Annotated in this window: 23 protein-coding genes and 1 pseudogene; 13 read left to right on the top strand and 11 right to left on the bottom strand. The window is 72.4% G+C overall.

All coding sequences use genetic code 11. From position 1 onward, the window contains the following. Positions 1 to 75: 75 nt before the first annotated feature. Positions 76 to 1,704, top strand: a complete 1,629-nt coding sequence (locus GA0070216_RS19165; protein WP_091247685.1) for a gamma-glutamyltransferase family protein — start codon at positions 76 to 78, stop codon at positions 1,702 to 1,704. A 33-nt stretch (positions 1,705 to 1,737) separates the two neighbouring features. Here the strand turns inward: GA0070216_RS19165 and GA0070216_RS19160 are convergent, their stop codons facing one another. Continuing rightward, entirely contained in the window at positions 1,738 to 2,700 is a 963-nt protein-coding gene (locus tag GA0070216_RS19160) for a GlxA family transcriptional regulator (RefSeq protein WP_091247683.1), read from the bottom strand. A gap of 139 nt (positions 2,701 to 2,839) precedes the next feature. Between GA0070216_RS19160 and GA0070216_RS34605 the strand changes: the two genes are divergently transcribed. From GA0070216_RS34605 to folE, 4 genes are all read left to right on the top strand, one after another. After that, positions 2,840 to 2,989 (top strand): hypothetical protein, encoded by a 150-nt coding sequence (locus tag GA0070216_RS34605; protein WP_176739032.1) that lies wholly within the window; start codon positions 2,840 to 2,842, stop codon positions 2,987 to 2,989. Positions 2,990 to 3,089: 100 nt separating this feature from the next. Further along, entirely contained in the window at positions 3,090 to 3,665 is a 576-nt protein-coding gene (gene hpt / locus GA0070216_RS19155; protein ID WP_091247681.1) for a hypoxanthine phosphoribosyltransferase, read from the top strand. A gap of 423 nt (positions 3,666 to 4,088) precedes the next feature. Next, the gene (gene ftsH / locus GA0070216_RS19150) at positions 4,089 to 6,095 is read left to right on the top strand and encodes an ATP-dependent zinc metalloprotease FtsH (RefSeq protein WP_091247679.1); all 2,007 of its coding nucleotides are present in this window, start codon (positions 4,089 to 4,091) and stop codon (positions 6,093 to 6,095) included. A gap of 35 nt (positions 6,096 to 6,130) precedes the next feature. Next, on the top strand, positions 6,131 to 6,793 hold the full coding sequence (folE, locus tag GA0070216_RS19145) for a GTP cyclohydrolase I FolE (RefSeq protein WP_091247964.1): 663 nt from the start codon (positions 6,131 to 6,133) through the stop codon (positions 6,791 to 6,793). A 28-nt stretch (positions 6,794 to 6,821) separates the two neighbouring features. Here folE and GA0070216_RS19140 read toward each other — a convergent pair whose 3' ends face one another. Both GA0070216_RS19140 and GA0070216_RS19135 read right to left on the bottom strand, forming a co-directional pair. Continuing rightward, positions 6,822 to 7,526 carry a hypothetical protein gene (locus GA0070216_RS19140; RefSeq protein WP_091247677.1) on the bottom strand — a complete coding sequence of 235 codons (705 nt, stop codon included), beginning with the start codon at positions 7,524 to 7,526 and terminating at the stop codon, positions 6,822 to 6,824. A gap of 163 nt (positions 7,527 to 7,689) precedes the next feature. After that, a complete protein-coding gene (locus GA0070216_RS19135; RefSeq protein WP_091247675.1) occupies positions 7,690 to 10,326 on the bottom strand; it encodes an FtsK/SpoIIIE domain-containing protein in 2,637 nt (878 codons plus the stop codon). A gap of 224 nt (positions 10,327 to 10,550) precedes the next feature. On the opposite strand from GA0070216_RS19135, the gene GA0070216_RS19130 reads away from it, so the two are divergent. Then, positions 10,551 to 11,111: a hypothetical protein gene (locus GA0070216_RS19130; RefSeq protein WP_091247673.1), complete on the top strand. Its 561-nt coding sequence runs from the start codon at positions 10,551 to 10,553 to the stop codon at positions 11,109 to 11,111. A 5-nt stretch (positions 11,112 to 11,116) separates the two neighbouring features. Here the strand turns inward: GA0070216_RS19130 and GA0070216_RS19125 are convergent, their stop codons facing one another. The 7 genes and pseudogenes from GA0070216_RS19125 to GA0070216_RS19095 all read right to left on the bottom strand — a co-directional run bounded on the left by GA0070216_RS19125 (position 11,117) and on the right by GA0070216_RS19095 (position 19,954). Further along, complete coding sequence (locus tag GA0070216_RS19125) at positions 11,117 to 11,719, bottom strand: hypothetical protein (RefSeq protein ID WP_091247671.1); 603 nt, start codon at positions 11,717 to 11,719, stop codon at positions 11,117 to 11,119. 13 nt (positions 11,720 to 11,732) lie between these two features. After that, positions 11,733 to 12,899, bottom strand: coding sequence for a M23 family metallopeptidase (locus GA0070216_RS19120; protein WP_091247669.1), 1,167 nt, complete (start codon positions 12,897 to 12,899; stop codon positions 11,733 to 11,735). 8 nt (positions 12,900 to 12,907) lie between these two features. After that, positions 12,908 to 13,465, bottom strand: a complete 558-nt coding sequence (locus GA0070216_RS19115; protein WP_091247667.1) for a hypothetical protein — start codon at positions 13,463 to 13,465, stop codon at positions 12,908 to 12,910. After that, positions 13,462 to 15,414, bottom strand: a complete 1,953-nt coding sequence (locus GA0070216_RS19110; protein ID WP_091247665.1) for a hypothetical protein — start codon at positions 15,412 to 15,414, stop codon at positions 13,462 to 13,464. The genes GA0070216_RS19115 and GA0070216_RS19110 overlap by 4 nt, the downstream gene beginning before the upstream one ends. Before the next feature lie 2 nt (positions 15,415 to 15,416). Continuing rightward, positions 15,417 to 18,173, bottom strand: a pseudogene (locus GA0070216_RS19105) (ATP-binding protein); the annotation flags it as partial. 1,090 nt (positions 18,174 to 19,263) lie between these two features. Further along, entirely contained in the window at positions 19,264 to 19,626 is a 363-nt protein-coding gene (locus GA0070216_RS19100) for a hypothetical protein (RefSeq protein ID WP_067302246.1), read from the bottom strand. Positions 19,627 to 19,639: 13 nt separating this feature from the next. Further along, a complete protein-coding gene (locus GA0070216_RS19095) occupies positions 19,640 to 19,954 on the bottom strand; it encodes a hypothetical protein (protein WP_091247662.1) in 315 nt (104 codons plus the stop codon). A gap of 356 nt (positions 19,955 to 20,310) precedes the next feature. Between GA0070216_RS19095 and folP the strand changes: the two genes are divergently transcribed. From folP to GA0070216_RS19060, 7 genes are all read left to right on the top strand, one after another. Beyond that, a complete protein-coding gene (folP, locus tag GA0070216_RS19090) occupies positions 20,311 to 21,255 on the top strand; it encodes a dihydropteroate synthase (RefSeq protein ID WP_091247660.1) in 945 nt (314 codons plus the stop codon). Beyond that, the gene (folB, locus tag GA0070216_RS19085) at positions 21,252 to 21,611 is read left to right on the top strand and encodes a dihydroneopterin aldolase (RefSeq protein WP_091247658.1); all 360 of its coding nucleotides are present in this window, start codon (positions 21,252 to 21,254) and stop codon (positions 21,609 to 21,611) included. The genes folP and folB overlap by 4 nt, the downstream gene beginning before the upstream one ends. Beyond that, a complete protein-coding gene (gene folK / locus GA0070216_RS19080) occupies positions 21,608 to 22,135 on the top strand; it encodes a 2-amino-4-hydroxy-6-hydroxymethyldihydropteridine diphosphokinase (protein ID WP_091247656.1) in 528 nt (175 codons plus the stop codon). Before folB ends, folK begins: the two co-directional genes overlap by 4 nt. Before the next feature lie 67 nt (positions 22,136 to 22,202). Beyond that, on the top strand, positions 22,203 to 22,676 hold the full coding sequence (locus GA0070216_RS19075) for a DUF3180 domain-containing protein (protein ID WP_425413170.1): 474 nt from the start codon (positions 22,203 to 22,205) through the stop codon (positions 22,674 to 22,676). 101 nt (positions 22,677 to 22,777) lie between these two features. Further along, a complete protein-coding gene (locus GA0070216_RS19070) occupies positions 22,778 to 23,992 on the top strand; it encodes an ABC transporter permease (RefSeq protein ID WP_091247653.1) in 1,215 nt (404 codons plus the stop codon). Positions 23,993 to 24,111: 119 nt separating this feature from the next. After that, positions 24,112 to 24,417, top strand: a complete 306-nt coding sequence (locus GA0070216_RS19065; RefSeq protein WP_091247651.1) for a hypothetical protein — start codon at positions 24,112 to 24,114, stop codon at positions 24,415 to 24,417. A gap of 65 nt (positions 24,418 to 24,482) precedes the next feature. Further along, entirely contained in the window at positions 24,483 to 24,983 is a 501-nt protein-coding gene (locus tag GA0070216_RS19060) for a hypothetical protein (RefSeq protein ID WP_091247648.1), read from the top strand. 95 nt (positions 24,984 to 25,078) lie between these two features. On the opposite strand, the gene GA0070216_RS19055 is transcribed toward GA0070216_RS19060, so the two are convergent. Further along, complete coding sequence (locus tag GA0070216_RS19055; RefSeq protein ID WP_091247646.1) at positions 25,079 to 26,074, bottom strand: ABC transporter ATP-binding protein; 996 nt, start codon at positions 26,072 to 26,074, stop codon at positions 25,079 to 25,081. Position 26,075 lies beyond the last annotated feature (1 nt).

The following is a 26,075-nucleotide window of genomic DNA, read 5'->3' as shown; positions in this document are numbered from 1 at the left end:
GGTGGACCGGGCACCACCGGGGCGTGCCGGAGCGACGGGGTGGGCGGGTTCGTGGTGGTGCGGTAGACAGGGTGGATGGCGTACCCCCGGCGTGCCCTGTTCGCCCCGCACGGTGCCGTCTCGACCAGCCACCCGCTCGCGGCGGCTGCGGGCCTGGCCGTGCTGCGGCGCGGCGGCAACGCCGTCGACGCGGCGCTGGCCACCGCGATCACGTTGACCGTGGTGCAGCCGCCGTCCAACGACATCGGTGGTGACCTGTTCGCCATCGTCTGGGACGGCGACCGGCTGCACGGCCTCAACGCCGCCGGGCGGTCACCGGCCGCGTTGACCCGGGAGATGGTGCTGACCGCCACCGGCGGGGTGTCGGCGACGCCGGTGGACGCGCTGGGCGGCGCGCAGGCGCGCGGGCCGGCGATGCCCGCCCGGGGCTGGTTGCCGGTGACCGTGCCCGGTGCCCCGGCCGGCTGGCGGGACCTGCACGACCGGTTCGGCGTGCTGCCCTTCGCCGACCTGTTCACCGACGCGGTCGGGTACGCCGAGGACGGCCACCCGGTCTCCACCGGCACCGCCGCCACCTGGGCGCGGGCCCTGGCGCAGCCCGCGCCGACGGGTGCCGGGCACACCGAGTTCGACCGGATCTTCACGGTGGCCGGTCGGGCCCCACGGCCCGGCGAACGCTGGCGCAACCCGGCGGCGGCCCGCACGCTGCGGCTGATCGCCCACAGCGGCGCGGACGACTTCTACCGGGGCACCATCGCCGAGGCGCTGGACCGGCACGCCGCCCGTACCGGCGGATTCCTCACCGCCGCCGACCTGGCTGCCCACACCTCGACCTGGGTCGACCCGGTCAGCGTCCGCTACCGGGGGCACGAGGTGTGGGAGTTGCCGCCACCGGGGCAGGGGCTGGCCGCGCTGCAGGCGCTGGGCGTCCTGGACGGCCTCGACCCGGCCGCCGACCCGGTGCAGCGGGTGCACCGGCAGGTGGAGGCGGTCAAGCTCGGCTTCGCCGACGCGCACGCGCACGTGGCCGACCCGGAGCGCGCCACCGTGCCGACGGCCGGCCTGCTCGATCCGGGCTACCTGGCGGCGCGGCGGGCGTTGCTCACCGACCGGGCCGGTGACCCGGTGGCCGGTGATCCGGAGCGGGGCGGCACCGTCTATCTCTGCACGGCCGACTCCGACGGCCTGATGGTCAGCCTGATCCAGTCCACCTACCTGGGGTTCGGCTCGCGGGTGGTGCTGCCCGGGTACGGCTTCGCCCTGCAGAACCGGGGCACCGGATTCCGGCTCGATCCGGGGCACCCCAACGTGGTCGGGCCGGCCAAGCGGCCCTTCCACACGATCATCCCGGGCTTCCTGACCCGCGACGGCGCACCGGTCGGGCCGTTCGGGGTGATGGGTGGGCACATGCAGCCGCAGGGGCATGTCCAGCTCGTTGCCGCGACCGTCGACGACGGCCGCGATCCGCAGGCTGCTCTCGACGCCCCCCGCTGGTACTGGCACGCCGGCCGGACCCTGCTGGTGGAGCCGACCCTGGCGGCCGAGCCCGGCCTGGTCGCGGGGCTGCGCGCCCGGGGCCACGAGGTCACCGTCGCCGACGAGCCCTCGGTCTTCGGGTACGGGCAGGCGCTGTGGCGTGCCCCGGCCGGCGGCTGGGTGGTCGGCGCGGAGCCCCGGGTCGACGGTGCGGCGCTGGGCTACTGACCCCGGCCCGGGGTGACCTCGACCGGACGTGGGTCAGCCGGTGGGGATGCGGTCGCGGAAGGTGGTGCGGTAGCCCTGCGGGGTGGTGCCGACCCGGCGGGCGAAGTGGTGGCGCAGGGCGGCGGCGTCGGGGAACCCCGAGCGGCCGGCGACGCTCTCCACGCTGAGCCGGGTCTCCTCCAGTAGCCGGCGGGCCAGCAGCACCCGCTGGTTGGTCAGCCAGTCGTGCGGGGTGGTGCCGGTCTCGGCCCGGAACCGGCGGGCGAAGGTACGCGCGGACATCCCGGCGCGGGCGGCCAGCTCGTCCACCGTGGTCGGCTGGTCCAGGTGGCCGATCAGCCAGCTCAGCACCGGTTCGAGGGTGGGCGCGTCGGGGGTGGCCGGGATCGGTGCCTCGATGTACTGGGACTGGCCGCCGTCGCGGTGCGGGGGGACCACCATGCGCCGGGCCAGCCGGGTGGCGGTGACCGAGCCGTGTTCCTGGCGGACCAGGTGCAGGCAGGCGTCGATGCCGGCGGCGGTGCCGGCGCTGGTCAGCACCGGCCCGTCGGCCACATAAAGGCTGTTGCACCGGACCCGGGCCGACGGGTGCCGGCGTTGCAGCTCGTCGGCGTACTTCCAGTGGGTGGTGCACTCCCGGTCGTCGAGCAGACCGGCCGCGCCGAGCACGAACGCCGCGGAGCAGACGCTGAACACGTAGGCCCCCCGGTCGGCGGCGCGGCGCAGCGCGGCCAGCACCGCCTCCGGCACCTCACCACCCTGGGTGTACGCGGGGACCGCGACCAGGTCGGCGTCGTCGACCGGGGCGAGGTCGGCGTGCGGGGTGAGGTCGAAGCCGGAGGCGGTGCGGACCGGGCCGCCGTCGGCGGTGCAGACGGTGAACCGGTAGCCGGGGAACCCGTCTTCGGTGCGGTCGGTCCCGAACACCTCGGTGAGCACGCCGAGTTCGAAGACGGCGACCTGGTCCAGGGCGATGACGGCCACCGATCGAATCATGTGACGAGGGTAACCGGACAGGTGGCAGAAAATCGAGGGGGTATGGCGTTACTGCCACTGTCCCGGCCCGTTGTCACGGGCGGAGACTGGCATCAGTCCGGTGCGCACCGGCGGCGAAAACCACTCAGATCCCAGGAAAGTGAGCGCCGCCATGGAGTTCCTGCTGCTTCTGTTCTTCCTCGTCGCGCTGGCCGTCGCCTCGGCGTTCGGCCTGACCGCCGACACCCGTGACTCCGCCGACTGGAAGCCCACCGAGGAGGGTCGCCGCTGGCGGTCCCGCGCCTGCTGAGGTGTTTGCTCCCGTTGTGCCAGAAAAACCCGCGGTGGGACCGCGCCGAAAGGTGCGGCCCCGCCGACGCGGGCCGTCCGGCGTACGGCAGGCTAGGAGCATGGCTGACGGCTCCTGGTACGACGCCGACATCGATCACGTGATCATCTCCGAGGCGCAGATCCGCGAGAAGACGGCGGAGCTGGCCAAGCAGGTCTCGGCGGACTACGCCGGGGTCACCGACGGACTGCTGCTCGTCTGCGTACTCAAGGGTGCGGTCATGTTCATGGCCGACTTCGCCCGGGCGCTGGGTCGGCAGGGCCCACCGGTGGAGCTGGACTTCATGGCCATCTCCTCGTACGGCCAGGGCACCACCTCCTCCGGCGTGGTGCGCATCCTCAAGGACCTGGACCGGGACATCGCCGGCCGGCACGTGGTGGTGGTCGAGGACATCGTCGACTCCGGCCTGACCCTGTCCTGGCTGCTGCGGTACCTGGAGTCCCGGTCGGCGGCCAGCGTCGAGGTGGTGGCCCTGTTCCGCAAGCCGGAGGCGGTGAAGGTCCCGGTCCCCGTGAAGTACGTCGGCTTCGACATCCCCACCGAGTTCGTGGTCGGCTACGGCCTCGACTTCGGTGAGCGCTACCGCGAGCTGCCGTACGTCGGCGTGCTCAAGCCCGAGGTCTACGCCCGGGCCTGACTTCCGCTCGTATCGGTCGTCATCGAGCGGACGTTCAGCGGGCTCCCAGCCAGTCCGACTACGGTAGGGGTGGGTGGCGTGGGGGCAGCTCCGCGCCCGGCACCCCGACCGCGTGACCGGGCGGTCGACGGAGCCGGTGCGCAGTTCCCCGCCACGTCGGCTGAGACCCCGGTTCGCCGTCCGCGTGAGTGCCGGGCTCGCAGGCTCGCATCTCGGGGTCACGAATGTCCCCGACTGCGGGGCTCGCAAGCTCGCTCCTGGCGCGCACGGTGTACCGTCGAATGACCGCGGTGCGGCAGTTCGCGCGCCCCGGGGTCGAGGCCGGCCCGCACGGCGGCTCGACGCCGCCATCGGCGGCGACACCATTCAGACGGTCAGGACGTCGATCAGGAGGATGCGGGCGCCTCGGCGCTCGACAACAGCATGGAACGTACGCGTTTCTTCCGCCGACCGGTGGTCTGGATCATCCTGGTCATCCTCGGCGCCGTTGTGCTCAGTCAGCTGTTCACCGCTGGTCCCAGCTACCACCGGGTGGACACTTCCGTTGCGCTCGACCAACTGCACACCGCCAAGATCAACAAGGTCGTCTTCCAGGACAAGGAGCAGACGCTCCAGCTCAACCTGGCCGAGAAGACCAAGTTCGGCGACACCACGACCGACCGGATCGAGGCCCAGTTCCCGTACCAGGCCGGCGAGCAGGTCTGGAACGAGGTCCTCGAGGCCAAGGCGGCCAACCGGGTCACCGGCCCGGCCGACGCCAAGGTGTCGTCCGACAGCATCTGGGTGAGCCTGCTGGTCAACCTGCTGCCCATCGTGCTGCTCGTGCTCCTGCTGCTGTTCTTCATGTCGCAGATGCAGGGCGGCGGCTCCCGGGTGCTCAACTTCGGCAAGTCCAAGGCGAAGATGATCACCAAGGACACCCCGAAGACGACCTTCGCGGACGTGGCCGGGGCCGAGGAGGCGGTGGAGGAGCTCCACGAGATCAAGGACTTCCTCCAGAACCCGGCGAAGTACCAGGCCCTGGGTGCCAAGATCCCGAAGGGCGTGCTGCTCTTCGGCCCGCCCGGTACCGGTAAGACGCTGCTGGCCCGCGCCGTGGCCGGCGAGGCCGGGGTGCCGTTCTACTCGATCTCCGGCTCCGACTTCGTGGAGATGTTCGTCGGTGTCGGCGCCAGTCGGGTCCGTGACCTCTTCGAGCAGGCCAAGGCGAACGCCCCGGCGATCGTCTTCGTCGACGAGATCGACGCCGTCGGCCGGCACCGTGGCGCCGGCATGGGCGGTGGCCACGACGAGCGTGAGCAGACCCTCAACCAGCTGCTCGTCGAGATGGACGGCTTCGACACCAAGGGCGGGGTCATCCTGATCGCCGCCACCAACCGGCCGGACATCCTCGACCCGGCGCTGCTGCGTCCGGGCCGCTTCGACCGGCAGATTCCGGTCGACGCCCCCGACATGGAGGGCCGCAAGGCGATCCTGCGGGTGCACGCCAAGGGCAAGCCGTTCACGCCCGACGTCGACCTCGACGCGGTCGCCCGGCGTACCCCCGGCTTCTCCGGGGCCGACCTGGCCAACGTGATCAACGAGTCCGCGCTGCTCACCGCCCGCAAGGAACAGCGGGCGATCAGCAACGACTCGCTGGAGGAGTCGATCGACCGGGTGGTCGCCGGACCGCAGCGCCGGACCCGGGTGATGAGCAACCAGGAAAAGAAGATCACCGCGTACCACGAGGGTGGACACGCGCTGGTCGCCTGGGCGCTGCCGCACGCCGCGCCGGTGCACAAGGTGACGATCCTGTCCCGGGGGCGTTCACTCGGGCACACCCTGGTCCTGCCGACCGAGGACAAGTACACCCAGACCCGGGCCGAGATGATCGACACCCTGGCGTACGCCCTGGGTGGGCGGGCCGCCGAGGAACTCGTCTTCCACGAGCCCACCACCGGCGCCGGCAACGACATCGAGAAGGCCACCCAGTTGGCCCGCGCGATGATCACGCAGTACGGCATGAGCCTGAAGCTCGGCGCGATCAAGTACGGCACCAGCGGGGACGAGCCGTTCCTCGGCCGCAACATGGGTCACGAGCGGGACTACTCCGACTCGGTCGCCGCGGAGATCGACGGCGAGATGCGGGCCCTGATCGAGTTGGCCCACGACGAGGCATGGGAGATCCTGGTGGAATACCGGGACGTCCTGGACAACATGGTCCTGGAGCTGATGGAGAAGGAAACCCTCTCCACCGCCGACATGGCCCGGATCTGCTCGCGGGTGGTGAAGCGCCCGCCGATGGCCCCGTACAACGGCTTCGGCAAGCGTCTGCCCTCCACCGAGCCACCGGTACTCACCCCGGCCGAGAAGGAGAAGCTCGCGGCGCAGGCCACCGCGGACGGCATCTCCGTCGGCGGCTCCTCGAACAACTCGGACGGTCTGCACTGAACCCCGACGCCGCGGCCAGCCCCGACAACCCGGGGCTGGCCGCCTCGTCCACCGAGCCCGGTGACGAGACGCTCGACCACGTCGCCGCCCGGCTGATCAGCGGTAAGCTGAACGGCCGCCCGATCGAGGACGCCATGGACCTCGGCCGGATCGAGAAGGCGGTCCGCGAGATCCTCATCGCGGTCGGGGAGGATCCCGACCGCGACGGTCTCCAGCAGACCCCGGCCCGGGTCGCCCGGGCGTACGCCGAGCTCTTTGCCGGCCTGCGGGTCGACCCGGCCCAGGTGCTCAGCACCACCTTCGAGGCCAACCACGAGGAGCTGGTGCTCGTCCGGGACATCGACGTGATGAGCCTCTGCGAACACCACCTGCTCCCGTTCCGGGGCAGCGCGCACATCGGCTACATCCCCGGCCCCGACGGCCGGATCACCGGCCTGTCCAAGCTGGCCCGGCTGGTCGAGGTCTTCGCCCGCCGCCCGCAGGTGCAGGAGCGACTCACCTCGCAGATCGCCGACCTGCTGATGAGCAAGCTGCAACCGCGCGGCGTGATCGTGATACTCGAATGCGAACACATGTGCATGGCGATGCGCGGCATCCAGAAGAGCGGCGCCAAGACCATCACCTCGGCCGTCCGCGGCGTGCTCCAACACGACGCGAAGTCCCGCGCCGAGGCGATGTCGTTGATCATCCCCCGCTGAGCCGCCGGCCCGGCCGACGCCGCCCGGATCAGCCGGCCAGTAGCGCCAGCATGATCCCGGCGGCGACCACCACCGCCGGCACCAGGCAGGTCAGCAGCCCCAGCCGGGGAGTGTGGTCCCACCGACCGTCCGGCCCCGGGGGGAACAACCGGCTCACCCCCACCCGACCGGCCGCGAACGCCACCGCCGGCATCGGCAGGCCCACCAGCAGCGCCACCACACTCACCGGGCCGGCACCCGCCGTCAGGAACAGCACCAACTGCACCACCGGCACGACCAGTGCCAGCGGACCGTACACCAGCAGGTTGCGCCACCGGGGCGGCCAGGCCGCCGGACGCGGCGCACCGCGCGCGGCCAACGCCGCGTCCGCGCCCTCCGCCCAGCTCTGCGCCCTGCGCAGGCCGGCCAGCACCGCCGCCGGACCACCCACCATTGCCCGGGCGGCCTCGGTCAGCTCCGGTGGCGTCGGGGCCAACGAGATCGCCGGTACGCCCAACTCGCGCAGTCTCGCCTGCTGCGGCGCCAACCGGGCACGTACCCCGGTCAGCTCCGCACGGGCCGCCTCCACGGCGCGGGACTGCGCGGCGGCGGCCGTCGCGGCACCCCGGCGTACCCCGTCGAGCTGGCGGGCGGCGGCCAGGTAGTCGGTCCAGGCGGCGGCCACCGACGGGGCCGGTTCCCCGGCCGGCCGCTGGCGGACCGGTGCCACCGTCACGGCGTCATCGATGCTCACGCCCGACGCCCCTCACGATCAGCCACGCCCGGTCCCCTTCGCGGTCGGTCACCTGCGGTCCTCCTGGCGGGCGCTCCCGTGCGGTTCCCCGCACGGGCAGGCCCGGCCTGATCCCCGCACGGGCCCACGCCACGGCGGGCCGCCCCATCGTCCGCAGGGCCGGTCACGGCTGGTCCTCCTCGTCGGCGAACGGCACCAGCACCGTGCCCCGGTCGTCGGCAGTCTCCCAGAGGACCACCCGTCCGGGCCGGGGACGCCACTGCACCGGATGCCCGAAGAGCGGGGCAAGTTGCGCGCCCGGCACGTCGACCGCAGCGACCGTGGCCAGCTTTCCCACCTCGCCGTCCGGCTCCACCAACCCGGCGAACGGCGGAACCGTCCGCCACCAGCCGAGCAGGTGCCGACCTGCCGGTGGACCCTCCCGCAGCAGAGCGCGCAGCCGGTCCGGCGGCAGCTCCTCCGCCGCAGGCGCGTCCACCCCGAACACCACCAGGTAGGTCGGGTCGGGACCGGCGGCCGCGGTCAGCAGCCCGGGCCCGTCCACCGTCGACACCCGATGACGCTCGCCCAGCTCGGCGGCGAGCGCGGCGGCCAGGGGGGCGAACCCCTCGGCCAACGGGGCGATCACGAACTCCGCACTGCCCGGCGGATGGTGCGCGGCGGTGCTCCGGGCGGCCGCCGCCAGCAGCGTCGCCGCCGCCGAACCCGGCCCGAGGACCGCCAGGTTGCGCCCCGCCACCGGACCCAGCGGCACCGCCACGGTCGTCCGCGCGACGTCCACCGCCCGACCCAGCAAAGCCGCCGGAGCACCGGACCGCCCGGCGACGGCAGCCCGCATCCGCGGGTCGTTGCGCAGCAACGGCCGGGCCCACCCGGCGAAGACCACCGGCGGTACGGCACCTTCCGGCCGCGCCGCGAACAGGCGATGCCGCAGCCGCTCGACAACCTCGGGGGCGTCGTGCGGATCGGGGAACCGGACCAACCGCTCGTGCCCCCGGGTCGCGCCGCGCGGACCGCCCAACCCGCCGGCGGTGTTCACCACCGCGCTGCCCACCGCCAGACCGGCGGCGGCGTCGTTGGTCGGCATCAGCACCGCACTGCCACCGGCGAGCGCCACCCGCACCGGGAACTGCCCCAGCACCGAGTCCCGGGGCGCAGAACCCGCACCGACACCCAGGTCACCGGCGCCGGCCAGGACCAGATGGACGCCGTACCCGCGCCCCGACCGGGCCAGCCCGTCCAACCGGGCCAGCACCTCGGCGGCCACCGGGTCCCGATCCGACAGCAGCAGCGGAAAATTGTCGATGACACAGACGACGCGGGGCAGCACCTGATGGTCACGCAGCTGCGCGAACCGCTGACCACCGGCCCGCGCCGCTGCCTCCTCCCGCCGATGGATCTCCGCCGCCAACTGGTCGAACAGGTCCCGGACGTACTCCGGGTCGGCGGCCATCCCCGCCGCGCGGACCTGCGGCAACCACGATCGGTCCCGCTCGGTCTGGAGGAACTCCACGAACGACTCGCCGTCGCCCAGGTCCACCAGGTACAGCGCCAGCTCGTCCGGGCCGTACCGGGCGGTCAGGCCGAGCAGGGCGGTGGTCAGGAACGCCGACCGGCCCGCATCCGACCGGCCGCTGACCAGCCAGTGCGGGGTCAACTCGGTGAAGCCCACGGTGACCGGCCGGCCGCCGGCGTCCCCGACCGCGGTGGACAGGCCGTCGACCGACGTTGTCGTCCACAGCTCCGCGTCCTCGGGCGGCAGCAACTCGGCGAGGCTCAACCGGGAGCCTGCCTCCACCTGGTCGGCCAGCCGACGACAGACCGCCCCGATCAGCTCGGGGCCGGGATCCTCGTCGACGAGGACGGGGCAGTTCAGCCCACCCGGCGACTCGGTGCCCGGTCCGCTGAACGGGCTGCCCGGCGGATCACCCACCAGCGTGTACGAGGTGCGCAGCCGCACCGGCGTGGCCTGCGGCAACGGCGGCCGGCCGACCACCGGCCAACCAGCCACCACCAGATGCAGGCCGGCAACCCGACCCCGCTCGGCCAGCGCCACGATCCGGTCCAGATCGCTCGACCCGGTCGACTCGGGCAGCCCGGCGATCACCAGCAACAGGGTCCGATCATGTCGACGGGGTCGACCGTCCCCCGGGGAAACCCACTGCTCGGCCTCGGTGAGCACCGCCCGTAGCCCGGCCACGTCCGCCGCCGGTGGTGGCAGCAGACCCGCGTCGGCCAGCGCCGCGAACGGGGCGAAGACGCCGTCGCCCCCGGCACCTCCCGGTCTCGCGCCGTCGCCCCGGGCGCCGCCCGGGCCGGTGCCGGCGCTTGCGCCGACGTCGGGTCTGATGGCGGTGCCGTCGACGCCGCGCACCAGCAGACAGCCTGCGGGGGCGGCCGCCAGCATCCGCAGCAGTACGGCACGCAGCAGGCCGCGAACCCGGGGGTCCCGGACGTCCGCGTCGAGCGTCAGGTGCCCCGAACCGAGCAACGGCACCAGCGCCGGGAAACGTGCATCCTCCAGCGGCGCCGCCACCCCGATCCGCACGAAGGGCGGATTGTCCTCACCACACGGGGCGTCCGCCGACACGGTCTCCAGGGCGGCGCCGGCCCAGCCCGGTGCGAGCAGGGCGGCGGCGCTACGCAGCCGGTCCGCCAGTTCGTACTGGCGACGCTGGTCGGCGGGGGCCGGGCGGATCTCGTCGAGGACGGTGGTAGCCGCGGCAACGGTGGCGGCGGCGCGGCGGTGCAGGGCTGCGGCGCGGTTCGTACGAGCCTTCGGACCGGCCACCGCGTCCACCCCTCTTTCCGAGGCGCGTCCACCCCTCTGCCGAGGTGGGAAACTCCCCGACTGCAGACCGTATCCCAGCCTCGGCCGCTCCTCCGGGAAGCACGACGGTGATGCGCCGGGCTTGTCGCAAATGGCGGTGAACTCTCACCTCCCGAGGTTGTCCTGTCACGATCCGCAGCTTCCGGGGCATTGGGTACGAGGCGCCCAGCCGATAGCCTCAGGGGGTGGAATCAGTGCAGCCCCCCGCCGGTTCCCAGGTGTCCCGCGTACCGGCGCAGCGGACCCCGCCGGACCAGTTGGCACCCCCTGCGCCGCTGCCGGTGCCGCAACGGCGGCCCCGCCGGCTCCGGACCGTCCTCACCGTGGTGGCCGGGGTGTTGGCGTTGCTCTGCGTGGGAGGCGGGGTGACCGGCTACGTGCTGTACGAGCGAGCCGCCACCCCCGACCGGAGCGCCCCGGACGTCGTGGTGGACAACTACCTTCGCGAGTTCCTGGTCAACGACAACGACACCCGCGCGGAACTCCTCGTGTGCGACGATCCAGATCTCAAGGCGGTCGCAGCCCTGCGCGAAGAGTTGCGGCAGCGAGAGCAGAACTACAACGTCGTGGTGAGAGTTGGTTGGGGGCCGTTGACCAGGCTCAAGACATCCGCAGGCGAGTCCGTAACGACGACCTTGACAATTGCGGGCTCATCCGACGGTCAGCAGCGGAGCAGCCGCCGGGAGGACTGGACCTTCGAGGTAATCGATATCCGCGACGGTTGGCGAGTCTGCGGGGCCCGCAAAGGAGCCTGAGGTTCTTATTCGATCCATAGTAGGTGGACTGGGACTTCCAGGGTGGTGGGCGGCTGCCCACGCCAGGCCCAGCGGTACCACTCCAACTCCGGAGTCACCCGGACGCAGATGTCGCCGTCGGCACCGGAGTAGGACTCGGTCACTGCGCGAAGATCGCGGTGTTCCACAGAGTCCTCGACGCGCACCACTCGTCGGCCGCTGACCGCATCGGTCTCGAAGACCGGGGTGGGGGCCGGGTGCGTCGGTCCGTCCAGGGAGACCAGCCGGATCCCCTTGTCGTGGGTTGGGTCGACGGCCGAAGGTCGGGCTCCGACAGTCTCCACCCAGACCCTCTCCACGGGGACGAGCGGGGCGAAGACCTCCACCTGATCGGCCTCCGCCCGGTACCACTCGTGTTCCGGGATGACCGGCACATAGGTACGGCTTCCCTGCACCACTCGTTCGTCCGCGCGGAGGTCCCCCCGCCAGCCGAGGCCCGGCAGCCCCATGAGGACACGACGGCCACGTAGCTCGACTCGGCCGGTGGCGGGAACGATCTGGATCGGCCGTGGTGGTTGCGGTGCCCAGTCGGGCTGACCGGCGAAGGGATCCGGTAGCGGTCCGCTCATCGTTGCGGCAGCCTCATGCCCGGCCGTTCAGCGGTGCACCGCGCTGCCGCATGAACGGCACCGGGTTGATCCCGCCGGAGAAACTGCGGTCGCTGTCGACGTGCACCTCGAAGTGCAGGTGCGGACCGGAGGAGTTGCCGCTGCTGCCGACCAGCCCGATCACCTCACCGGCCTTGACGAGTTGCCCAGGAACCACCCGGGGTTTCTCGATCATGTGGCAGTAGCGGCTGACGTATCCGCCGGCGTGCAGAATGTCGACGAACCATCCGCATCCGCCCTTGCCGGGAAAGCCGTCGACGTCGCAGTTACGAACGCCGTTGTGGTCCGGGTCGCAGCGGGCAACCAGCACCCGACCGGTGGCCGCAGCGTGGATCTCGGTCCGCTTGCGGGCACCGATGTCCACACCGTTGTGACGAGGCCGGCTGGCGGTACGAAACCCGGAGCCGACTCCGCCGTCGATCGGCGCGGTCCACCCGGAAGCGGCGATGGCCTGTGCGGAGGCCCGGTCGCAGACCGCGCGCTCGGCGATCTGGACCGTCCGGGCGGCACCACCGGCCAGTGCGTTGACGATCTGGCTCGCGATGTCCTCGTGCTTGGCGTAAGCATCGGGGTAGGCGCTGATCTGCACTTTCTGCGCTGCCCGGGTCAGGGACATCCGGTCCCAGCCATCGACCTTCAGCAGCTTCTCGTAGAATTTGCGGGCCGCGTAGTCGGGACTCATCCGTTGCGTGACGCTACCCCAGCCGGCTCGCTGCTGGAACAGGCCGACGGAGTCGTGGTCGGAGCCGACACCCTCGTTGGGGATCCCACGGGAACCGGCGACGGTGCTGTTCGAGAGGTTTCGCAGGGCCGACTCCTGCATTGCCGTGGCCACCGCGATCACCCATCCCCGGGGTGGCACCTTCATGTCCTGGCCGACCTTGATGATGATCGCCGCGTTACGCATCTGACTGGCCCCGTAGACGGACATCCGCGGCATCTTGCCGGTGACGTTCACCTGGTGCTCGTCGTCGCACTGCTGCTCGTTCGACACCAGGCTTTCCTGGTCACCGCCAAGATTGGTCAGGAAGAACGCCGCGCTTCCACCACCGCAGCAGAGTAGGGCGAGGGTGCCGGTGAGCGCGGCGGCGACGGCACCAATCCGAATTCGGCGACGAGGCGGTTCTCCCGTTCCCGACATTCCAGCAGTCATTCCCGCTCCCAGTCCACGGCATCCACCAACCAGCGACCGTCGGGCGCAACCAGTTCCAGCCGCAGCTGTCCGCTCTCCAACGGAACCAACACCTCTGCGAATACCGCCGTCCGAGGACGGAGGGTCGGGGTGCCGGTGACCTTCTCGGCCGGCACCCCGGCCGGTTCGGCACCGGAGAGCTTCTCGGTGAGTTCGGGCGTCGACAGCGGTCGAAGGCTCGCCTGCCACTGCTCGGCGGTGGCGGTGCCTCCACCCAGCCAGGCAGTGGTGAACCGGGTGGCTGTCTGTTCGGGGGTCAGTTCGCCGGGTCGGGTACGTGGCGACTCCGGGGCTGGGGTGGCGATGACGCCGTCGTCGCCCGCCTCCGGATCGACTGTGGTGATCGGTTCACGCGGGCGGCTACTCAGCCCCGCCGTCAGGTCGCTGGGACCGCCCACCAGACGGGCCGTGCTGATCACACCGAGGACCAGCACGGCGATCCCGAGCGCGATCCCGAGGCGCGACCGGATGAGCCGGGTGAAGAGGAACTCAACTGCTCGCCGCATCACCGTCACCTGGCCTCGGAGCGAATCCTGGGACTGGGCTTGACCGGTGCTGGCGCAGCAGAGTCGGGTCGGTAGACCACGAACGACGGGGCCTCCTCCGGCACGTCCGGGTCGGTCCAGGTCGCGGGTGGACTCCGACGGGGGCGGGGCGCGACCTTGGGCGGGCCACTGTCACGTGAGGGCGACTTCGGCCCGGTCTCTTCGGCCCGTTCCCGGCCATCTGGCCGATCTCCCTGAACAGGTGCGCTGACGGTGGAGTGACTGGGGTCCTCCCGTCTGGCCTCGGGTCGTAGACCCGCCGGTTCCAGCGCGGCACCACGCCGCCGGGTGATTTTCGGCTCGGCCGTGCCACCAGGTTCGGCCACGTCGAGCCGGGCGGCGACGCGCATATCCCGGAAGAACCGACGGTGCCACGACCCGGCAGAGCCCACCGCCTCACTGCTGTCCTTGCCGCCCAGTTGGGTGATCCGTCGGTAGGGACGCAGCAGTAGCCAGCCGACCACACCACAGAGCCAGACCAGCACCACCTGGAGCCAGCCGGGCAGGGTGGGAGTGCTCATGATCAGGTCGACGGCGAACAGGTAGATCGCCGCACCGGTGCCGAAGATGGCGATGTTGAACACGGCGGCGACGACGGCATTCGCCAGTCGCCGCAGCCCGGCGCTGGCCGGGCGGAGTAGGCCGACCGTGCCCAGGATCGGAGCGGCGATCACCGCCCAGCGGAAGATCATGAAGCCGAGTAGGACCAACAGTGAGGCGGTGAGGTCGAACATGGCGAAGAGCAGCGAGGCGAGCACTGCGATGAACCCGGAGCCGATCCGGTCCATGTCCCGGCTGCCCTGCAGATATTCGTAGGCTTCCGGATTCTCGGCCTTGATCTGTTCGGCAACGGTCATCCATTGTTGCTGCTTGGCCTTGATGGTCGCCTCACGGGTGGCGGGGTTCTGCCGAAGCTTCTCCGCCTCTTCCCAGGAGAGCGATTTGGCATCGTAGAGGGCCGCTCCGTACTTCTGCGCAGTCTCGCTGTCCGCAGAGCCCAGGACGCCACGCAACCAGTTTCGGTACAACATCGACTCGGTGGCAGTATCGCTGGCACGAACGGCAGGAGGGCGATTGTCCTTGCACGCATCGGGATTGGGATCATCGCATTGGTCTGCCGGGGTATCGCGTGCAGCCGGACCGATCGCGTCGTGTACGACGCCCAGGGAGGTGATGAGTGTGCCGTCGGCTATGTTTGCGGACTTCACCGGCCAGGCTGCCAGCGCGGTCACTGCGACCATTACCAGCAGTGCCCAGCCTGCGGTGGTCATCGCATTGCTCATGTCCGACTGGCGGGAGCGCCAGAGCAGATACAGGCCCACCACGCAGAGCGTCACGATGCCGAAGACGCTGAATACCTTCTGGTAGACGGCCTTGGTCGCCTTCTCCACCAGTGGATCGGCCCAATCCCACATCGATCGCGGGTCCCAGGCGCGCTCCCGCAAGGCGTTCGAGGCACCCACCACTGCGGTGGCCATCATCAGTTCGCCGTTGGCGACGGTCGTGGTGAACTTGTAGTCCGGGTGGAGGACGGTCGAGGCGCATCCCCCCTCCACGTCGTACGTGTTGAAGCTGTAACCGCCGTAGCCGTAGTCGCTGTAGAGCCCCTTCGGCCCCGGGAGTTTCGACGCGTCGGGCCGGGAGGCGAACCACCCGGCCAGGCCGGAGTCCGGGGCTGAGGGAACCGGTGGCTTGCGGCAGTCCACCTCCGTCTCACTGACCTGCTTCAGTTTGGCGACGCAGGCGCGGAAGTCGGCCTGCCACTCCTTGGTGGTGCAGAGGTTCGCGGCGGCCTGTGCCGTCACGGGCGGTACGGCGTACGCCGGTGTGGCCCCGACCACCGGCCAGGCGATCGTGGCACCGGCGAGTACGCCGAGTGCGAGGAGGAGCGCCGTGATCCGTGCCCGGGCCCTCGCCATTGTCACGCCTCCAGATCAGCCAGGACGGTCGGCAATATCCCGGCGGCCTGAGCGACCGCTGCGGGGGTGGTGTCGAGGTGGTTCAGCAGCCCCTCGACGTACGACACGTCCACCCGGACCTTCTGCACCCGGCCGTCGACGTCGCGCATGACGAACTCGCGGAAGCCGAGCCGGGTCGCGGAGGTGGTGTCGACGGCGGAGAGGGAGGCCAGGGTGGCTTCATAACCGTCGTCGACCGGGACCCGGAGCAGCCGGAGCGCCTCGGAGGCGATCTCGGTGTCCTCGGCGATCCGGCCGACGAAGACGGTGGAGACGAGGTTCTGGACGTCGAGGCCGAGGATGTCCTTGGGGTTCTGTGAGGCGACCAGGGCGGCGAGGTTCCACTTGCGGGAGTCGCGGGCGAGCCGGACGAGGAAGGAGCGGCCGGAGCGCCACCCCTCCATGAAGTGTGCCTCGTCCAGTCCGACGAGTTTGCGGGAGGACATCGACCCGCCGTAGCAGCGGCGCACGGCGAGGCGGTGCGCGGTGTGCAGCATCGGCAGGGCCAACGCCTCCTCGGCCGACCAGTACTCGCGTTCGATCTTGAGGTCGGGCAGTCGGAGGCCGGCCATGGTGATCACGGTGAGCGCCGCGTCCGCGCCGAGCAGTCCTTCCGGCGGGCGGCCGAAGAAGAGCATGGCCAGCGGCATCTCGGCGGTGTCGAGCAGCAGGTGGGCCAGTTCCCGTCCGGCGTCGTCGTCGAGCCCCTGCAGGCAGGTGACCACGTCGTCCAGGGTGGATGTCTCCTCGGCTGGCACCTGGCGTACCGCGTGTCGGAACAGGGTGGCGGTCGATGCCTCCCGGGCCACCTGCGGCGGCACCAGCATCATGCAGATGTCCTGGACCAGCATGCGTCGCTCGGCCCGGGCGTTGGAGATCGCGATCTCGAACTCCCGGTCGCCCGCCGCGCCGGTGCTGAACTCGCTGCGTAGCGGGGTGGGGATGAGTGAGTACGGCGCCAGCGTCCCCGGCTCCGAGCCGGTCAGGTTGAGCACCCGGGCGTACGGCTTGAGCTCGGGCATGGCACAGAGCCGGGCCAGCGGCCCGGACGGGTCGAGCAGGGTGACCTGCACACCCCGTCGGGCGGCCAGGTAGCCGAGCGCGCCGAGCAGGGTCGACTTGCCACCGCCGGGTTCGGCGACGAAGACGGCGAGCCCGGAGCGCTCGCGTACCTCCATCGGGAAGTGCAGGTCGAGGAAGACGGGCCGACGGCAGGTCCCGGCGGTACGACCGATCAGGTCGCCCCGGCGGTCGCCGACGGTGGACGCCGCCTGGGGGAGCGCGGCGGCCAGCAACGGGACCGGCATCCGGCGGACGTAGCCGGTGTTGGCGATCGGCTCGCCGGGGATGAACTCCCGGGCCAGCCAGTCCTGGTTCTTCGGGTGTTGCAGGGAGATGCGCAGCTCGCGCGAGTAGAGCTGGATGAGCCGGCGGGCCCGTTCCATGCACTCCTCGCGGGTCCGGCCGCCGACGGCGATCCGGTGCCAGCCGTGCGCCCGTGCGGAGTCCACCGGCAGGCCGGTGGTCATCTCGTCGCCGATCACCAGCGCCCGCTTGGCGAGCCGTTCCAGCTCGGGTGGGGCGTCGATGCCGTGTTCGGCATAGTCGAGTTGCTGCGAGCGGATCATCCGTAGCCGGTGTTCGAGGTTACGGAAGGAGTCACCGGAGCCGAGGATGTCGACCCGGGTGGAGATCTCCATCGGCCAGGGCAGCCGCTCGTGGAAGTGCAGCCAGGGCTCGTGTCGTTCGGGGATCTCCAGCGGCTCCATCCGGCCGACCGCGAGCACGGCGACGTGCCGTTCCTCGCCGGTCATCCGGTTGACCAGCTTGACCGTCGTGCCGTACGGGGTGCGGTAACGCTCGACCTGTTCGGTGAGGGCGAGCAGGTCGCCGCGTTCCCACCGGCCGTTGGTCACCGGGGAGAGGGTGCCGGGCGGGGCCATGCAGAGGGCGACCGAGCGGTAGAGCAACCATTCCAGCTCCTGCGCGGTGACCCGCCGGCCACGCATGCCGAAGCTGCCCAGCACCTCGTCGAACTGTTCGACGGTGCGGCCCAGCTTGCGGCGTTCCCCATCGGCGGTGCCCTTGCCGAAGGCCCGCAGCAGCCGTTCGGTGAGGGAGTCGCCGAGCGAGCGCCGGGCGAAGGTGACCCCCAGGTAGGTCTGCCCCTCGGCGTGGTTGACCGACATCAGGTGCTGCTGGGCGGCGACCAGGTGGTCGGCCCAGCCGTGTGTGCCGGGGACGTCGGGCAGCGGCGACGCGGTGTGCGCGTCGATGGTGCGGGCCCACTCGTCGGCGGGGAACGGCCGGGTGGTGCGGCGCAGGTGCAGCCGGAAGCCGGCCAGGCCCGCGTACTGCTCGGAGATCGCGGAGAGCAGCGCCTCACGCTCGGCGTCCGGTCGGAACGCCCACCGGACCTCGGGGAGCCAGTACCAGGCGGTGACGGTGTTGGGGGTGAAGGTCAGGTGCCCGGCGATCTCGGTGATCGCCAGGTCGATCGAGGGGTCCCGGTCACCGAACTTGATCTTTGGTGGGCGTACCCGGACGGGCTTGGTCGCCTCGGTGCGGCGGCTCGCCGCACGTTGCCTCGGTGCGGCCAGTTCGCGGGAGCCGGGTTCGGCGGGTTCGGACCGGTCGGGCTCGGCGAGTGCGCGCCGGGCCGGTTCGGTGGTCAACGCGCCGACCGGGGTGGTCACGGCCTCCACCCGGACCGGCCCGGCCGGCTCCGGCCAGGCCGCTTCGGTGGCCTCCGGCCAGGCCGGCTCGACGTGCTCGGGCCAGGCCGCCGTGGTGGACTCCACCGGGGTCGGCCGGGGCCGAGCCGTCAGCGCCGCGTCCCGCCGGGCCTGCTCGGCGCTCTCTCGCCGCGACAGCTCGGCGGCCTCAAGCCGGGCGGCTTCTGCCGCCGCACGGCGGGCGTGTTCGGTGGCCTCGCGCTGCGCCGCGTCGGCGGCCTCACGCCGGGCCGTCTCGGTGGCCTCGCGCTGGGTCTGCGCGATCGTCTCCCGCCGGGCTGCTTCGACGCCTTCGCGCCGGGCCTGCTCGGCAGCTTCCCGGCGGGCTGTTTCGGCGGCCTCGCGCCGGCTGCGGTCGGCTGCCTCCCGGGCCCGTTCGGTGGCCTCCCGGCGGGCCCGTTCGGCCGCCTCCCGCGCGGTGAGCGGCTCGCCGGTCTCCCGGGGGAACAGTTCGGCCGGGACCCGGCGTGGCGCCCGCTGCGGAGGTTCGGTCGGCCGGGCGCCGGTCGGCCCCGGCGCCGGTCGGTCGCCCTGCTGGTGCGGAACCCGGGTACGGGCGGGCCGCTCGGTCGGTGGGGCCGCCTCGATGGCCGCCGGAGGTGCCTGCGCCTCGATGGCCGCCGGTGGGGTCGGCGCGGCGGCCGGTCGGTGCGGGGCGGGCTGGTGCTGCCGGCCGGGGCCGCGTCGCGCGGGGCCACCGGGGGACGGGGCACCGGGAGACGGGGGGGTGCCGGGGCGTGGACCGCCGCCGAAGAGATCGAGGAAGGGGGAGTCGATGTCGGTGCCGTCACCCACCAGCATCGGTGCGGCGGAGACCGGCTCGACCGGGGAGGTGTCCCCACCGGGGGTGGCCCGGGGTGCCTGGAAGACCCCGACGCCACCCTGGCCCGGGCCGGTGAGCAGGGCCGGGTCGTACGGTTCGTCGTCCCGCAGCTCCTCCTGGGGGTAGTCGAACGACCGCGCACGGTTACCGTGCGGGGCGCTGTGTCGTCCGGCCGGGAAACCCGGCGTGGAAGAGCGACTCATTCGACCGCCTCACCCATGTGGTCCGACTGCCCGATGCGGGTACACCCGGTCATGCCAGTTCCTCCCGGATCCTGATCCGGCTGCCGACCAGGCGGGGGTCCCGCAGTTCGGCGGCCGGCTCCCGGGTGCGTCGCCAGTCGGTGAGCGCGGTGCGGATGACCATCCGCGCCGGTCGGTCCGGGTCGACGTACCGGAAGATGAACGAGGTGCTCACGATGGCGAGCGCGATCTCCCAGGCGGGGAAGAGCTCGACCTGCAGCGTGAACAGCCAGTGGATGAACATGTAGAGGGGTACGAGCAGCATGAACAGGCCGTACTGGGCGTAGGGCAGGTGGACCGGAAGGGTGTAGCCGGGCGGCCCGAGGTAGACCAGGCGGGCCCGGTAGATGTCGTCGTCGGTGCGCAGCCGCATGTCTCGCCCGCGCCTATTCGAAGATCAGATCGATCAGGTAGTCACCGATGAAGAACAGTGTGGCCGCGCCGGCGATGAAGGCCAGCCCGACGATCGCGATGGCCGAGCTGGTGAGCACCTTGGAGATCTCGCCCCGGCTGGCCCGCCCGATGAAGATGACCCCGAGCACGGCGAGCAGGATGGGTGCGATCTTGCTGGCGAAGAAGGTGACGACACCGTTGGTGTCGATGCCCTTGGGGGCTGGTTCGGCGAGTGGCGCCGTCGCCAGGGTGTGCAGCACCTGCGCGACGCCGGACGACGTCGTCTCCATCAGCTCGAAGGCGATCACTGGAACCTCCCCATAACGCGGCCGGCGACGCCGCGGTGGTGCAGTAGGCAAGCCTGGCGGGAATGTGCTCACTGTGCACCGCGTCGCTGACGCGGTGCGGGTTTCCCACCACGGAGAGTGGCGAGATTTGGGGGGATTTTCCCGCTTTGGCCCTCCCTCCAGGCTTCGCCATCTCTTGATGCTGGGCAATTTCACAGCGTACGGGCCGCCCCCCTTTGCGACAAGCCGCGAAGAGTCGACCCGATTCGACCCGGAAGACCGATAGCACACCTGTGCTAACGGGCACGTCAGCTCGGTCGCGGAGAGGGCTGGTGGGGGTCCCCGGCAGGCCCCGGCGCGACCGGTACCGTCTAGTCGTGACCGATCTGGTACGGGCGCAGGCCCCGGTGGTGATGGGCGTCCTCAACGTCACGCCCGACTCCTTCTCCGACGGCGGCCGATACGCGGATCTCGACGCCGCCGTCGCACACGGGGTGCGACTGCGCGCCGAGGGTGCGCACCTGGTGGACGTCGGGGGCGAGTCCACCCGGCCGGGCGCCGACCGGGTCGACCCGGGGACCGAGGCGGCCCGGGTGCTGCCGGTGATCCGGGAACTCGTCGCCGCCGGCGTGCCGGTCAGCATCGACACCACCCGGGCCCTGGTGGCCGAGGCGGCCGTCGTCGCCGGTGCCGCCGTGGTCAACGACGTCTCCGGTGGGTTGGCCGACCCCGACATGGCCCGGGTGGTCCGCGACGCCGGCTGCCCCTGGGTGCTGATGCACTGGCGGGGACATTCGCGGGGGATGCGCGAACTGGCCGCCTACACCGACGTGGTCGCCGACGTCCGGGCCGAGTTGGCCCAGCGGGTCGACGACGCGCTGGCCGCCGGGGTGGCCACCGACCGGCTCGTGATCGATCCCGGGCTCGGCTTCGCCAAGACCGCCGCGCACAACTGGGAACTCAGCGCCCGCCTGCCGGAGCTGCTCGACCTCGGTCTCCCCCTGCTGTTCGGGGCCAGCCGCAAGTCCTATCTGGGCCGGCTGCTCGCGGCCGCCGACGGCACCCCACGGGACACCGACGGCCGGGCCGCCGCCACCGTCGCCACCAGCGTGCTCGCGGTGGCCGCCGGGGCCTGGGGGGTACGCGTGCACGACGTCCGGGGCACCGTCGACGCGCTCGCCGTCTGGTCGGCCACCGGCCGCCCCCGGCTCACCACCGTCCCGGGCGCCACCGTCCCGGGCGCCATCGCCCCGGGCGTCACCGTCCCGGGCGCCACCGGGAAGAGCCCGGTCCACACCAGTCGAGGGAGTGCGGGACGATGACCGACCGGATCGCCCTGACCGGCCTGCGGGCCCGGGGCCGACACGGCGTCTACGACTTCGAGCGCGCCGAGGGGCAGGACTTCGTGGTCGACGCCGTCCTCGAACTCGACCTCGCCCCGGCCGCCCGCTCCGACGAGGTGACCGACACCGTCCACTACGGCGAGTTGGCGCAGCAGCTGGTCGCGGTGGTCACCGGGGAGCCGGTCAACCTGATCGAGACGCTCGCCGACCGGCTGCTCGCGGTCTGCCTGGCCGAGCCGATGGTCGCCGCCGCCACGATCACCGTCCACAAGCCCGAGGCCCCGATCCCGCACACCTTCGCCGACGTGGCCGTCACGATGCGGCGTACCCGGTGACCCGGGCGGTGCTGTCGATCGGCAGCAACCTGGGTGACCGGCTCGGCCACCTGCGGGCCGCGGTGACCGGCCTCGGCGACGCGGTGCTGGTGGTCTCCGGCGTCTACGAGACACCCCCCTTGGGGGACGCCGAGCAGCCGGCGTACCTCAACGCGGCGGTGATGGTCGCCGACCCGGCGGCGGCCCCGGGTGACTGGCTGGCCCGCGCCCACGCCGCCGAGCGGTCTGCCGGCCGGGTGCGTGACCCGGCCCGTCGGTTCGGGCCGCGCACCCTCGACGTGGACGTCGTCGCCGTCTGGGACGACACCGGTCGACCGGTGCTCAGTGACGATCCCGAACTGACCCTGCCGCACCCGCGCGCCCACCAGCGTGCCTTCGTGCTCCGGCCGTGGATCGACATCGACCCGCACGGGCGGCTGGCCGGTCACGGCTGGCTCACCGACCTGCTCAACGCCGAACCGGTCGCCGGTGACGCCCTGGAACTGAACCCGCGCCCCGATCTGGCGTTAGAGTCGGACTCATGAACCAGTGGAGCCGGCCGGCATGACGCAGTCCCGACCCCCCCGTGACCAGGAGCCCGACGGGTCGAGGATGGGCCCCACCCGGTTCTCGACCCTGGTGGTCGCCGTGCTCGCCGCCGCCGCCCTGGCCTGGCTGCTGATCAGCAGCTTCTACTACAGCGGCATGCCCCGGTTGCCCTGGCTGCCGGTGGTCACCCTGGGCGGGCTGGCCGTGCTGGAGGCGTACGCAGCGGTCAACACCCGGGGCCGGATCGAGCGCAAGCCCGGCCGGGAGCCGGTCAATCCGCTGCTGGTCGCCCGGTTCGTGGTGCTGGCCAAGGCATCCGCGTTGGCCGGGGCGATCTTCCTGGGCTGTTACGCCGGGTTGACCGGCTGGCTCTTCGTCGAGCCGACCAACGCGGCGATCCAGGACCGGCCGGCCGCCGGTGCCGGCGCACTCGCCTCGCTCGCCCTGGTCGCCGCCGCACTCTGGCTCGAACGCTCGTGCCGGGTCCCCGAGTCCGACGACGACGCCGACGACCGGCAGGGCCGATCCGGCCGCTGACCGAGGGGTTACGTCCGGCCCTGCGCGCGGGTACGGTGCCTGGCGACCGGAGAACAGTCAGCCGTCACCGGGGACGGCCGGTCACGTGGGAGGCGCACCGCATGGTGTACGACGAACCGGGCCGGGCGGCGTCGGCAGAGGCGCCCGCGACCGCGCTGGACAACGTCTTCGACGACCCGACGCACGGCGAGCCCGGCCGGGACCGGCTCGGCGTGCACGTGGCCTGGGAACTGGTGCTGCTGATCGCCCTCGCGGTACTGGCCTACCTGCTCTGGCGGGAGAACCCCGACGCGGTGCGCGGGTCGGGTCTTCGTCGGCTGCTCGTCGACGCGGTCGCGCTGGGCCTGCTCGTCGTCGCCGCCGGGCTGAGCCTGCGTACCGCCGCGGTGAACCTGGCGATCGGCCCGGTCGCGCTGGCCGCCGCGCTGCACTTCGCCGAGCAGGGCGACCGGGGGGTGTCCACGGCGGTCGTTCCGGCCCTGGTCGCCGCCGCGCTGGGCGGGTTGGCCCTGGCCTGGGCGGTGGTGGTGCTGCACGTTCCCGGCTGGGCGGCCAGCCTCGCCGCCGCCGCCGGGATGATCGTCTGGATCGAGCGGCGGACCCTGCCGGTGGCGGTGCAGGCCGACTACGACCCCCGGCGCAACGCCTACTACCTGTTCGCCGGCTTCGCCGCGGTGACCGTCCTCCTCGGGGCGTTCGGCGCGATCCGGGCGGTGCGTCGGCTGGTCGGCCGGTTCCGCCCGGTGGCCGATCCGGCCCGCCGTCGCGGGATGGCCGCCGCTCTGGTGACCGCCGCCGCGCTGATCGCCTCCACCGTGCTCGCCACGCTCGCCGGGGTGCTCATCGCCGCCAACGGGACCGGCCCGGTCACGCCGACGTCGGGGCTGGACTGGACGGTGCTCGCGGTGGGCGTGTCCATGCTCGGCGGTGCCAGCGCGTACGGCCGACGTGGCGGAATCTCCGGCGCCCTCCTCGCGGTCGGTCTGGTGGTCACCTACCTGGCCTGGGCGGCCGAAACCGGCGCCCCCACCGACCGCTGGGCGGTCGGTGGGGTGGCGCTGGCCGGCGGCCTGCTGGTCACCCGGCTGGTCGAGACGTACGGCCGGCCCCGGACGCCCCGGGGCGAGCCGGTGGAGCTACCGCCGGTGCGGGACGGGGCGATCAGCTCCGGCTGGTCGATGCCACCCGCCGGCGAGGCGCGCAACTGGACCCCGGCGCTGCCGGAGCGGACGACCGACGTCGACACCCCGCCCGATCCCTGGGAGGCCCCCCGCTGGCAGAGCGGTCCACCCCGCTGGGACGCCGGCGAGCGGTGACCCACGGGCCGGCGGCCACCCGGTCGGGCCGCGCACGGTGACCGGATCGGTGGTGGCGGTGCGGGCGGGCGGGCGTGGACGACGGGCCGGGAAGGATCTCGCCGGTTAGGCTCGCGGGCATGACCGAGACTCCTTCCGCCGGCACCGGCCACACCTTCGACCAGCTCGACGCCCTCTCCACCGAGGAGCTGCGGGAGCGGGCCTTCGCGCGGGCCCGGGAGCGGCGGGACGTCCGGTTCTTCTGGTCGGTGTTGCGGCACCTGCCGAACGCCGACGAGGCCGCCGCCCTCGACGGGGCACCCAACTCGGTCGGGCCCACCATCGACGAGGCGTCGGCGCTGTGGCGGGAGCTGACCGGGCACGGCTACGAGGAGTCCGCGCCGCTGCTGCGGGCCGCGTTCATCGACTACCTGATGCAGCACTGAGCGGTCGCGCCGCCGGGTGGCGGGAGAGGTTTGCCGGCCGTGGCGGGTCGGAAACTTCCCGCCGCATGGCCCTCACCCACCGCCCCCGCACCGTGCGGGGGTACGGCACCGCCGCCGGCACCGGCACCCTCGCCGCGCTGATCCTCGTCGGCGTCTGCGGCAGCCCGTGGTACGCGAGCTGGGCCGAGGCGCACACCGACCCGAACTCCGCCGGTGGCTGGTATCTGCGGCTGCTCGCCTGGCCGGCCTGGCGGGTCGAGTCGGCGGACCCGGCGCACGGGGTGCTCGCCACCGACCTGCGGGCCATTCTGCTGCTGGTGTTCGCCGCCGCGCTGCTCTACCTGCTGCCGGCCGGACAGGTGGCCCGGGTGCCGGGCTCGGCCAGCCAGTTCTTCTCCGGCTGGGCCGCGTACACCCTGGCCGGGGCGGCGGCCACCCTGCTGGCGGCGCTGTTCACCTCGGGCGGCTCGCTGTTGGCCGCCTTCGAGACCACCGGCACCGGAGCCGGTTACGGCTTCTTCGCCGGCTGGATCATCGGGCTGGCCAGCCTGGGCGGCCGGGCCTGACCCGCTGCCGGGCCGCGACCCCGCCCCGGGCCGCCGCCCGGCCTGACCCGGTCCGGCCGGAACTCCGGGCCCGGACCGGTGGCAACGCTGGCCGGCTAGCTGCCGGGCTGTCCGAGGTCCAGGACCCGGGCGCGGCTGAGCGTGCCGGCCGGCCGGCCGTCGGCGGTGACCAGGACCGCGTCCGTGCCGGCGGTCAGCATCGCGGCCAGCGCGTCGTACGCCGAACGGCCCAGCGGCAGTTCCGGCAGGGTGGCGTCGGTGGCCGCCCCGTCGAGCACCTCCCGGGTGACCGGGGTGACCGCGAGCCGACGGATGCCCCGGTCCGCGCCGACGAACTCCCGGACGAACGGTGAGGCGGGGGCGCCGAGCAGGGCCGCCGGGGTGTCGTACTGCTCCAGCCGGCCCCCCTCGGAGAGCACCGCGATCCGGTCGCCCAGCCGGACCGCCTCGTCCAGGTCGTGGGTGACCAGCACGATGGTCTTGCGGACCTCGGCCTGGAGCCGGAGGAACTCCTCCTGCAACCGGGTCCGCACGATCGGGTCGACGGCGGAGAACGGCTCGTCCATCAGCAGCACCACCGGGTCGGCGGCCAACGCCCGGGCCACCCCGACCCGCTGCCGCTGACCGCCGGAGAGTTCGTGCGGGTAGCGGCGTCCGAACTGGGCCGGGTCCAACCCGACCAGCTCCAGCAACTCGCCGCTGCGCTGCCGGATCCGCTCCTTCGACCAGCCGAGCAGCCGGGGTACGGTGCCGACGTTGGTGGTCACCGTCTGGTGCGGGAACAGCCCCACGTTCTGGATCACGTAGCCGATCCGTCGGCGCAGTTTCACCGGGTCGACGCGGGTGATGTCCTCGTCGCCGAGCAGGATCCGGCCGCCGGTCGGCTCGATCAGCCGGTTCACCATCCGCAGCACGGTGGACTTTCCGCAGCCGGACGGGCCGATCAGCACCACGAGTTCGCCGGCCGGCACCTCCAGGCTCAGCTCGCGGACGGCGTCGGTGCCGTCCGGGTACCGCTTGCGGATGCCGTCGAGCGTGATCGAGGCGGCGCTGTGTCCTGCGTCGCCGGTGCCCCCGGGGGTAACGTCCACG

Origin of the sequence: Micromonospora matsumotoense (assembly GCF_900091525.1) — a bacterium.
GTDB lineage: Bacteria > Actinomycetota > Actinomycetes > Mycobacteriales > Micromonosporaceae > Micromonospora > Micromonospora matsumotoensis.
This window is presented reverse-complemented; position numbering and strand designations above follow the sequence as displayed.

Bases quoted from the DNA above. Each gene is read 5' to 3' on its own strand.
- GA0070216_RS19165 (WP_091247685.1), top strand. From the start codon at position 76: ATGGCGTACCCCCGGCGTGCCCTGTTCGCCCCGCACGGTGCCGTCTCG.
- GA0070216_RS19160 (WP_091247683.1), bottom strand. From the start codon at position 2,700: ATGATTCGATCGGTGGCCGTCATCGCCCTGGACCAGGTCGCCGTCTTC.
- hpt (WP_091247681.1), top strand. From the start codon at position 3,090: ATGGCTGACGGCTCCTGGTACGACGCCGACATCGATCACGTGATCATC.
- ftsH (WP_091247679.1), top strand. From the start codon at position 4,089: ATGGAACGTACGCGTTTCTTCCGCCGACCGGTGGTCTGGATCATCCTG.
- GA0070216_RS19125 (WP_091247671.1), bottom strand. From the start codon at position 11,719: ATGAGCGGACCGCTACCGGATCCCTTCGCCGGTCAGCCCGACTGGGCA.
- GA0070216_RS19120 (WP_091247669.1), bottom strand. From the start codon at position 12,899: ATGTCGGGAACGGGAGAACCGCCTCGTCGCCGAATTCGGATTGGTGCC.
- GA0070216_RS19110 (WP_091247665.1), bottom strand. From the start codon at position 15,414: ATGGCGAGGGCCCGGGCACGGATCACGGCGCTCCTCCTCGCACTCGGC.
- GA0070216_RS19100 (WP_067302246.1), bottom strand. From the start codon at position 19,626: ATGCGGCTGCGCACCGACGACGACATCTACCGGGCCCGCCTGGTCTAC.
- folB (WP_091247658.1), top strand. From the start codon at position 21,252: ATGACCGACCGGATCGCCCTGACCGGCCTGCGGGCCCGGGGCCGACAC.
- GA0070216_RS19075 (WP_425413170.1), top strand. From the start codon at position 22,203: ATGGGCCCCACCCGGTTCTCGACCCTGGTGGTCGCCGTGCTCGCCGCC.
- GA0070216_RS19070 (WP_091247653.1), top strand. From the start codon at position 22,778: ATGGTGTACGACGAACCGGGCCGGGCGGCGTCGGCAGAGGCGCCCGCG.
- GA0070216_RS19065 (WP_091247651.1), top strand. From the start codon at position 24,112: ATGACCGAGACTCCTTCCGCCGGCACCGGCCACACCTTCGACCAGCTC.
- GA0070216_RS19060 (WP_091247648.1), top strand. From the start codon at position 24,483: ATGGCCCTCACCCACCGCCCCCGCACCGTGCGGGGGTACGGCACCGCC.